Here is a 6,433-nt window from a genome sequence, read left to right as displayed (position 1 = left end):
GCGAACATGGGCGGACAGTTCGACCCGCGACAGCGACAACAGGTCGTCGATCAGCCGCGCCATCCGCTTCGCCTGGTTGTGCATGATGCCGAGAAAGCGATCGCGCGCCGCCGGATCGTCGCGTGCCGGACCTTGCATCGTCTCGATGAAGCCGGTGAGCGCGGCCAGCGGGGTGCGCAATTCGTGGCTGGCGTTGGCGACGAAGTCGGCGCGCATTTCCTCGACCCGGCGCAGCGGCGTCTGATCATGGAACGTCATGAGCATGCATTTGTCGGCGCCGCCGAACAGGGTCGGCACCGGCACCGGCGTGATGATCAACTCCATCCAGCGGTCGACCGGCACGTGATCCAGATAGGTGGCGCGCCGGCTTTCCGAGGTCGCGATGGCTTCGCGCAGCGCGGTGATGATCTCGGGCGAGCGCAGCGCAAATTGCGCCAGCTCGTTCTTGCGCAGCGCCGGCGCGAGCTGCGCCGCCGCCGCGTTGAGATGGAGCACGCGGCCGGCGCGGTCGAGCAGCACGGCGGGATCCGGCATGCCGGCGACCACGGCGGCGACCGCCGCGGCCTCGACCGGATTGACCGCGCGGACCTCATCGCGCGACGCCGCGACGTCATGCAATCGCCACGGCACCAGGGCGGCCGCTCCGATGCAGATGAAAGCCGCGGCGGCGCGCACCACCGCGAGGTCGCCGAACACGACGAGCACCGCCAGAGCGAGACCCGCGGCCAGCAGGATGATGGCGGAATGCCGCAACCGGTCCGGCCACGGCGAGAAGAAAGAAGGAGAAGTTTCGTCTATCGCCATCGGTCCGACTCGCTTCCGGTTCGGGTCCGTATCGTCAGGCGCCGGTGTCGCCGCGCTCGCGCACATATACGGCTTCGTGTTTCGGCGCCGGGTCGGCGCCCGACGTCTTCAGCTTCAGCCGCTTCAGCTGCGCGCCCAGAACGACCTCTCGAAGCGCCAGCAGGATTACAGAAAGGACGAACGGCGTGATGTAATAGAGCAGGCGGAACAGCAGCATGCCGGCGAGCAGGTCCTCGCGGTCCATCTGCCACAGCCCGACCAGCATGGCGGCGTCGAACACCCCGAGCCCGCCGGGGGAGTGGCTGGCGAAGCCCAACAGCGTCGCCGACACGAAAACCACCGCGACCACGATGAAGCCGAGATCAGGCTCGTCCGGCGCCAGCACATACATCGCCAGCGCGCAAAAGCTGAGATCGACGATACCGATCCCGATCTGCAGCAAGGTCAGCGGACCGCCCGGCAGCGTCACGGTCCACGGCCCGCGGCCGACGCCGCGCGGCTGGATCCAGACCCAGGCCACATAGATCGTCAGCCCGATGAGAATGGCGAACGCCGCCAGCCGGTTCAGCCAGACCGGCAACTGATCGATCGCGGCAGCCGCTTCCGGATGATAGGCGATGCCGAGGCCCAGCACCGCGGCGTTGCCGAGCCAGAATGTCAGGCCGGCCAGGAAGCAGATCTTGGCGACATCGATCGCGTTCAATCCCCAGGCGGAATAGATCCGGTAACGCACGGCGCCGCCAGTGAACACGCTGGCGCCGACATTGTGCCCGATCGAATAGGAGGTGAACGCCGCAAGCGCGGTGACCCGGTAGGGGACGTCGGTGCGACCGATCGTGCGAACCGCAAACAGATCATAGAATGTAAGGGTGAAATAGCCCGCCGCCACGAACAGCGCCGCCAACAAGACCTGTCGCGGATGGGTCCGCTTGATGGCGTCGACGACCTCGCCGGCATCGATGGTGCGCAGCATGTGGTAGAGCACGTAGCACGCGATCCCGATGATCGTGATGCTGACCACAACGCCCAGCTTGTGCAGGATTTGCTTCTGGCGCAGAAACGAAATCGCCCTGCGTATTGATTCAAGCATCTCCACCTCTAAGTGCGATCCCATACATGCGGCTGCCGGACGATCTTTGCCGCCGCGGCGCCACGCTTGTTCCCCGGCCCGAACTGGTAGCGCGTTTCGAGCCGGAGTGGAATTCGTCCGGGCCGAATAAAACGCGCTCCTTCAATATATTAGGGGGCATTCGTGACATCAGATGCACAGATTTGCTGCATTCGCCGCGGCTGAAAGACCCGGCGCCTGCGAACTTGCGCAGGCAGCGGTGAAGTTTTCGTGATTTCGGGGCCGACACGGCGCCCCCGGTCCGGCGGCAAAACCGGCCCCCCGTTGCGTCAGCGTGGCCGTTCCGGTCCGGATCATGCCCGATGCCGCGAAATCGCCCGGTCGCGCAGCCAGGAGCCGACCGCGCAGCCGGCCAGATACAAAGCGAACATGATCAGGCCTAGGTCGAGCCAATAGCCGAAGCGGCCGGGAACCACGTGGGTGAGCGACGCCGCGACCAGTGCCGCCGCCAGCGCCGCCAGCCAGCGGGCGGTCGTCCGGGATACGCCCTTGCCGCGGTGAACCACCGCGATCCAGCCCATGGCGAGACCGAGCAACAACGATGCCAGCAGCCAGCCCCAATGAAATGTTGCCAGATAGGTCATTCGCCTTTCCTCACCACGAAATCGATGCGGCGGTTCTGCGCCTTGCCTTCCTCGGTATCATTGCCGGCCAGCGGCTGGGTGCTGCCATAGCCAACAGGCGTAAACCTGCTGGCGGACAGGCCGGCCTTGACCAGATAATCGGTCACGGCCTGGGCGCGCTTTTCCGACAGATCCTGGTTGAAGGCGACCTCGCCGTCGGCGTCGGTATGGCCCGCGATCTCAATATTGACGGTCGGACAGCGCATCGCGGTTTCGACCAGGCGGTCGAGCAGCGCCACCGAATCCGGATCAATCGTGGCGCGCCCGGATTCGAAGCGGATTTTCGTCTTGGCCAGCAAATCCGCCAACAGTTGCTGACAGACGGTAGCATCGACCGGCGCTGCTGCGGGCCTGACCGAAACTTCCGGCTTGAAATGCCAGCCTTGCGGAAAATCCTTGCCGAGGCCGGCGCGGATCTGGACCGCCGCTGCTTCGTAGAGCGCGTCGCCGGACAGCTTGACCTCCCGGTCGGACACCACAAGCGTGCCGGTCGACAGCCGCGCCAGGGCGCCCAGCGCCGGCACCACCGCATTGGCGAAGCCTGCGGGCGCGCCGACGCTGGCCTTGAGATTGTCGACCACCTTTTCCCGGAGGAATTTGCGCCCGGCCGCGGTCGCGATCGCCGCATGAACGTTATTGTCGGGCACATAGCCGGTCAGCGTCACCGTCACCGCGACCGGGTCCTTGTAGGCCTGAAAGACATAGGGCGGCGCCTTGACCTCGTTGGCGGCGACCGAAAAACCTTCGGGAAGATTTTTCAGCGCGGCCGCGATCGCTTCCCGGCCGCCGAGGTCGCGCGCCATGCCGGAAAGGCTGACCTTGGTATCCGAAAGGGTGACCTTGCCGTCCTTCAATTTCGCGATCTGGTCGAGCAGCAGCAGCGCGGCATTGTCGAAACGCGGCGGTGCGCCCCGTGACAGGTTCATCAGGTCCACCACCTCGGTGCCGCCGAGACCCGCGCGGGCCGCCTCGAGCAACCGGTTCTTGATGGCCGGCAGCGGTGAACTGCCGCCCAGGGTGACCCGGGCGACATCCCGCTCGGCCGACCAGGCGAATGGCTTGGCTTCGGGGACGAGCCGGGTCTGATCGTCGACCAGCCGCACGCCCGGGACGGCTTCCACCGACGCCACCGCGCTGCGGCGTCCGTCTTCCGAAAAGGCGTCGGCCGCAAAGGTGACGTCGCGGCCGGCGACCGCCATCCGCGCCTTGTCGAGCACGGTATCCCTGAGTGCGGCATTAGAGCGCGCGGCCAGATCGGCTTCCAGGGGGAGCGTGCTGTTCCAGGCCGCGAGGGCCCAAAGGACGGCCAGTGGAATCGTGCCCGGCCACCATTTGCTGCTCCACCTGAAAAGTCCGTGCATTGGCATCCCGCGGGGCCCTGGCGCCCCGTTTTCCGAAGTTCGTGAGCTATCGCGGCACCCCCTGACACGAACTTCGGAAACAAGGGGGGCGCTAGCACTGGAGAACAGAGAGAAAACAAACCCTTGCGGGACTGTCAAACTGGAAATTAACCCGAAAATTGTCCGCTGGCGCGGCGCGATCCGAATAACTGTTTCTTCAGCGCTCACCGGATAGCTTCGAAATATCGTCGCAACCGGCCAGTTTCTGGATGAAGCGCTTCCGCAACAACATTATCCGCGCAGGCCTCGAAGCGCTGTATTTTACCGGCGCGCATCATCTGATGCGACCGCTGTTCGCGGGCGTCGGCGCGATTTTCATGCTGCACCATGTCCGGCCGCGTCGCGACGCCGATTTCCAGCCCAATCACCACCTCGAGGTCACGCCGGGTTTCCTGCGCATGATGCTGACGCATCTTCGCTCGCACGGGATCGACATTGTGAGCATGGACGAGGCGCATCAGCGGCTGATCGATCGCAACTTTTCGCGGCGCTTCGCCTGTTTCACCCTCGACGATGGCTATCGCGACAACCGGGATTTCGCGCTGCCGGTGATGCGGGAGTTCGACGCACCCATGACCGTCTACGTCACCAGCGATTTCGCCGGGGGCACCGGGCTGCTGTGGTGGGCGGCGCTGGAGCGGGTGATCGCCGGGACATCCTCGATCGAAGTCAGGATTGGCGACGCCACCACCCGTCTCGACACCTCTACGGCTGCCGCCAAGCAGGAAGCGTTCGAGCGGCTGCATGACTGGCTGCGCTCGTTGCCGGGTGAGCACGACGTTGCGCGCGAAATCAGCGCGCTGTGCCTGCGCCATGGCGTCGACGAGACGGCCATTTGCCGTGAACTCTGCATGTCCTGGGATGAACTGAAGCAGTTTTCCGAAGAGCCGCTGGTCACGATCGGCGCGCATACCATCACGCATTGCAATCTCGCCAGGCAGACCGGGGAAATCGCGGCCGACGAGATCGCCGCCAGCCGCGCCCGGATCGAAAGCGCCCTGCAGCGTCCCGTCCTCCATTTCGCCTATCCCTATGGCGACAAGATCGCCGCCGGCCCCCGCGAATTCGCGCTGGCGCGCGCCAGCGGATTCAAGACCGCAGTAACGACACGGCCGGGCATGATCTTTCCCGAGAGCGCCGATCATCTGACCGCGCTGCAGCGGGTCTCGCTCAACGGCAACTACCAGCACTCGCGGTTCCTGCCGGTGCTGACCTCGGGCGCCGCGACCGCGTTCGGCAACGGATTCCGGCGGATCGACGCGGCGTAATCTCCCCTTCCTTGACTGATCAAATTTCGGCGGCCAAAACCCTCGGTAAAACCAAGGGAGGAACGCATGTTCAAGGATCTGTTTTCGCTGCAGGGGCGCATCGCTGTCGTGACAGGGGGATCGCGCGGCATCGGCAAGATGATCGCGGCCGGATTTCTCGCGCAGGGTGCGGCGAAGGTCTATATCACCGCGCGCAAGGCCGGGCCCTGCGAGGCGACCGCGAAGGAGCTCTCGGTCGCCTATGCCGGCGAATGCATCGCGCTGCCGATCGACATTTCCACCATGGCCGGGATCGACATGCTGGCGGCCGAGATCAAGAAGCGCGAGCCGAAGCTCGACATCCTCGTCAACAATGCGGGGGCGGCATGGGGCGCGGAATTCGACGAATTTCCCGAGAGCGGCTGGGACAAGGTGATGAACCTCAACCTCAAGACGCCGTTCTTCCTGACCAAGGCGCTGGCCGCGCCGTTGCGCGCCGCTGCCAGCGCCAGACGGCCCGGCAAGGTCATCAACATCGCCTCGATCGACGGCATCTTCGTCAATCCGATGGAGACCTATTCCTATGCCGCCAGCAAATCGGGCCTGATCCACCTGACCCGCCGGATGGCCGCGAAACTGATCGCGGACCACATCGTGGTAACGGCGATCGCGCCGGGACCTTTCAAGTCCGACATGAACAAGGCGGCGCGCGATAATTCAGACGAGGTGGCGACGCGGGTGCCGTCGGGCCGGATCGGCACCGACGAGGACATGGCGGGCACCGCGATCTTTCTCGCCTCGCGCGCGGGAGATTACGTGGTGGGCGCCACCATCGCGGTCGATGGCGGCATCGTTTACGCCAATCCCGGGATCAAGGGCGACGGGTGGGATTGATTGCGACGAATAGTGAGTAGCGAATGACGAATAGAAGCTCTTCTCCATTCGCCACTCGCCATTCGCTACTCGTAACCTGACTACGTCTCGATCTTCACATATTCGAAATCGCCGGGCTTGTTGTCGATGCCGACCTTGGGCGGCGAGATCCAGGGGGCGTAGCTGCCGATGTCGGTCACCGGCACCATCAGCGAAGCGATGAAATCGCCGTCGTCCACCGACGGCAGCCAGTCGTTCCTGCGCTTGTTCCAGGTGGCGTCGTCGATCAGCAGGCCGTCGGGCGTGGCGTGGATGTCCCTGAACTCGCCGATCTGGCGATGGAACGCGACGTTCGGC

At 64.9% G+C, this 6,433-nt stretch carries 6 protein-coding genes and 1 pseudogene; 2 read left to right on the top strand and 5 right to left on the bottom strand.

What is annotated here, in order from left to right; all coding sequences use genetic code 11:
• The 4 genes from Q8N40_RS16300 to Q8N40_RS16285 all read right to left on the bottom strand — a co-directional run.
• Positions 1-804, bottom strand: an 804-nt coding sequence (locus Q8N40_RS16300; RefSeq protein ID WP_305712533.1) for a histidine kinase dimerization/phospho-acceptor domain-containing protein, incomplete at its 3' end; no start/stop codon positions are given.
• Positions 805-838: 34 nt separating this feature from the next.
• Positions 839-1,894 carry a lysylphosphatidylglycerol synthase domain-containing protein gene (locus Q8N40_RS16295; protein WP_305712532.1) on the bottom strand — a complete coding sequence of 352 codons (1,056 nt, stop codon included), beginning with the start codon at positions 1,892-1,894 and terminating at the stop codon, positions 839-841.
• Positions 1,895-2,226: 332 nt separating this feature from the next.
• Positions 2,227-2,517 (bottom strand): hypothetical protein, encoded by a 291-nt coding sequence (locus tag Q8N40_RS16290; protein ID WP_305322016.1) that lies wholly within the window; start codon positions 2,515-2,517, stop codon positions 2,227-2,229.
• Positions 2,514-3,917 (bottom strand): OmpA family protein, encoded by a 1,404-nt coding sequence (locus Q8N40_RS16285; RefSeq protein WP_305712531.1) that lies wholly within the window; start codon positions 3,915-3,917, stop codon positions 2,514-2,516. The genes Q8N40_RS16290 and Q8N40_RS16285 overlap by 4 nt, the downstream gene beginning before the upstream one ends.
• A gap of 248 nt (positions 3,918-4,165) precedes the next feature.
• Here Q8N40_RS16285 and Q8N40_RS16280 point away from each other — a divergent pair, with 248 nt between their 5' ends.
• Both Q8N40_RS16280 and Q8N40_RS16275 read left to right on the top strand, forming a co-directional pair.
• Positions 4,166-5,224 (top strand): polysaccharide deacetylase family protein, encoded by a 1,059-nt coding sequence (locus Q8N40_RS16280; RefSeq protein ID WP_305712530.1) that lies wholly within the window; start codon positions 4,166-4,168, stop codon positions 5,222-5,224.
• A gap of 66 nt (positions 5,225-5,290) precedes the next feature.
• Positions 5,291-6,097 (top strand): SDR family oxidoreductase, encoded by an 807-nt coding sequence (locus tag Q8N40_RS16275; protein ID WP_305712529.1) that lies wholly within the window; start codon positions 5,291-5,293, stop codon positions 6,095-6,097.
• 80 nt (positions 6,098-6,177) lie between these two features.
• Here the strand turns inward: Q8N40_RS16275 and Q8N40_RS16270 are convergent.
• A pseudogene (locus Q8N40_RS16270) lies at positions 6,178-6,433 on the bottom strand (benzoyl-CoA 2,3-epoxidase subunit BoxB); the annotation flags it as partial.

Origin of the sequence: Bradyrhizobium sp., assembly GCF_030693485.1 — a bacterium.
Lineage (GTDB): Bacteria > Pseudomonadota > Alphaproteobacteria > Rhizobiales > Xanthobacteraceae > Bradyrhizobium.
The sequence above is the reverse complement of the archived record's forward strand: the minus strand, read 5'-3'. Positions and strand labels throughout refer to the sequence as shown.